3 protein-coding genes are annotated in these 2,827 nt (G+C 37.9%); all 3 read right to left on the bottom strand.

From position 1 onward, the window contains the following. Nucleotides 1–169 precede the first annotated feature (169 nt). The 3 genes from J2Z40_RS19600 to istA are packed head-to-tail and all read right to left on the bottom strand — an operon-like array spanning nt 170 to nt 2,669. On the bottom strand, nt 170–370 hold the full coding sequence (locus tag J2Z40_RS19600) for a hypothetical protein (RefSeq protein WP_066398055.1): 201 nt from the start codon (nt 368–370) through the stop codon (nt 170–172). Next, entirely contained in the window at nt 370–1,122 is a 753-nt protein-coding gene (istB, locus tag J2Z40_RS19605; RefSeq protein WP_180316785.1) for an IS21-like element helper ATPase IstB, read from the bottom strand. The genes J2Z40_RS19600 and istB overlap by 1 nt, the downstream gene beginning before the upstream one ends. Continuing rightward, nucleotides 1,119–2,669, bottom strand: a complete 1,551-nt coding sequence (istA, locus tag J2Z40_RS19610; protein WP_066398052.1) for an IS21 family transposase — start codon at nt 2,667–2,669, stop codon at nt 1,119–1,121. Before istA ends, istB begins: the two co-directional genes overlap by 4 nt. Between the last annotated feature and the right edge of the window lie 158 nt (nt 2,670–2,827).

Below are 2,827 nucleotides of genomic sequence, written 5' to 3' on the forward strand. Positions count from 1 at the left end.
AAATGATTACGGTCACTAGATTTTACCACCAATGACATGTTATTTACCACGAATTGACAAGGATTTTACCACTTAACGCCAATAAGTTTACCAGCCCTGAGTTTAGGGGATAGATTGGGCAAAATGAACAATGCCATTGGAACAGAGTTAGTCCCAATGGCTTTTTATCCTATCTTAATCTCTTATTCTCTAGTTGCCTCTCAATAATCTCAATTGCCCAACGAACGAGTTCCTCATGATCTAAATCTTCTTCCTTGGTCCATATGCAGGTGGGTAATAGCCTATCTTCAATTTTAATCATCACCTCATTAGGTAAAAACATGTGTAAAAAATACTTAGCTATACGATTTTCTACTTCTTTTGGAATCATTATACTCCCCCCAATCCATGGCGTTCCCGCATAGAAACGTCACCGTCTATCAGGATTTGATAGGAGTCATGGATAATACGGTCTAAGATAGCTTCTGCTATGGTTTCATTCCCTAATTTGGTATGCCATCCGCTAGGATCAATTTGCGAACAAAAAATAGTTGAAGCTACTTTATGGCGAGCTTCAGCGATTTCTAGTAGTATTGCTGCTTCATCTGTTGATAAATCTGTCAGTAACCATTCATCAAGTATGAGTAAATCTACTTTCGTATACTTTTTGATTAGTTTACGATAACTTCCATCCGCAGCTAATTTTGCTAGCGACAGCTCATCTAGTAATTCTGGTAAACGGATGTATTTCACTTTATAGAATTGACGACAAGCGGACACTCCAAATGCACTAGCTAAATATGATTTTCCTGAACCAGTGGGTCCCTTTAATATGATATTATGGCTGTCTTGAATATAGGTACCACTGGCAAGTTTTAAAATCAAATCTCTATCTAATCTCCTATCCTCGTAATATTCTATATCCTCAATACAGGCATTTGAGTTTAAAAAAGTGGCCGATTTTATTAAACGTTGAAGCGCATTACTCTTACGACGAGAAAACTCCAAATCAACAAGTAAAGAAAAACGATCTTCAAAACTCATCTTCTGAAATTCCTTGTTCAATGCTTGCTCTTTATAGGCTTCTGCCATTCCACTCAATTTCATCTCGTGTAGTTTAGTTAAAGTTTGGTCATTCATCATTTATCTGTTCCCCCGTAGTAATGAGCTCCACGTGTAAAGCCATATTTATTTTCACTGCTTTCTGTTTTCCGTTTCATTTCTTGCTCGGCATCATTCTTTTTATTGCTCTTTAGAATGGTTTGAATGCTCTTGACCGTCGGTCTTTTAGTCATAGAAATAATCATTTTACATGCACGTTCAATTTCATATTTGGTATAACGACGCTCAGACTTTTTTAAAGAAAATATAGACTGTAACGCCAGTTTATCTGTTTGGGAAGTATCTAAAATATATTTAACGACTGTTAAGGTTGATGCTCCGATATTTTCTGCCCACTCAACAGCTGCTTCAGGCGTTTGGTCAACATATAACTTATGATTTTCTGGCATATGATCACGAATGGTAGATAATTGACCGAATTTCCCATATAATCGTTTATGGGAAGCTACCCGCATATGATTGAAATATACCTCAACGAGGTCGTCTGAAAGTTTAACTTCGACTTGTCGATTGATATATTCATATGGCACTGAATAAAACATACTATCGACAGAGATGTGATAGTCAGGACGTACTTTTGCCGTTTTCCATTCGGACATTTTGTAAGGCGTAGATGGTAGAGGGGAAAGTGCGAATTTCTCTTCTTCCTCAAACGCCGACAGACGACACCCTTTTTTACGCGTAAAGGGACGCTCATTGAATTCGGCTAATTTCTTCCAAACTTCTTCATTCAATTCATCAATACTGAAACAATGTGTATTTCTCAAGGCCGCAATTATCCATGTAGAGATAACATTAACTGATCCTTCTACACTAGCTTTATCCTTCGGCGCACGGACCCGAGCAGGCATGACCACAGTATTGTAGTAGTCTGCCATTTCCCTATAAGTAGGGTTTAAGACTAACTCACGTGTGGTATGTTTCGTCACGCTTGCTTTAAGATTGTCTGGCACAATAATTTGTGTACTGCCACCAAAATACTGGTATGCATTGTTGTGTGCATTAATCCATGAATGTAAATCCATTGATAAGGTTGCTTCGGCATAAGATAATTGACTGCATGGTAATGTTGCAACGAAAACATAGGCCTTAACCTTTTCTCCAGTATCTCTATCAATGATGTGGGATGTGGAGCCAGCCCAATCAACTTCAATGATTTCACCTGGTTTTCTACGAATGCGTAAAGTAGCTTTATGCTTATCTGCGTATCTACTGTAATGGCGCACAAAACTACGATAGGAGTAAGGAATCTTGTTGTTTACTCGGCACTCTGCTTCATATTCATGATGTAAAAGAGAAAGTGTCACGTTAGGCTTAGCTAACTCTTCATGAATATAATCAAAGTTCAATGGTTGTCTCCCTGACCCCTCCAATGTTTTCTCTGGAAAGAGAAACTCCTCAATCCATTTATCCGTCATTTCTTCATCTAAGGGACAAACTAATCCCTTCTTTTGTGCTAGACGAATAATCTCTGTTACTTTTTGACGAGAGTTACCAGTGCTTGCTGCAATGCCTCTAAGACTAATACCTTCATCATGTAACTCCAAAATCTTTTGATATTGGATCATTAAAAAATACCTCCATATAAAAAATGTCACACCCGTAGATGTGCTCATTAATTATACAAAGGTATGAAGTGGTAAACGCATGGCATTGACTGGTACATTTCTTGTCATTCGGTGGTAAAAAATATGTCAAAGGTGGTACATTTTGATGGCCGTAATCA

The organism is Cytobacillus eiseniae (assembly GCF_017874625.1).
GTDB lineage: Bacteria > Bacillota > Bacilli > Bacillales > Cytobacillaceae > Cytobacillus > Cytobacillus eiseniae.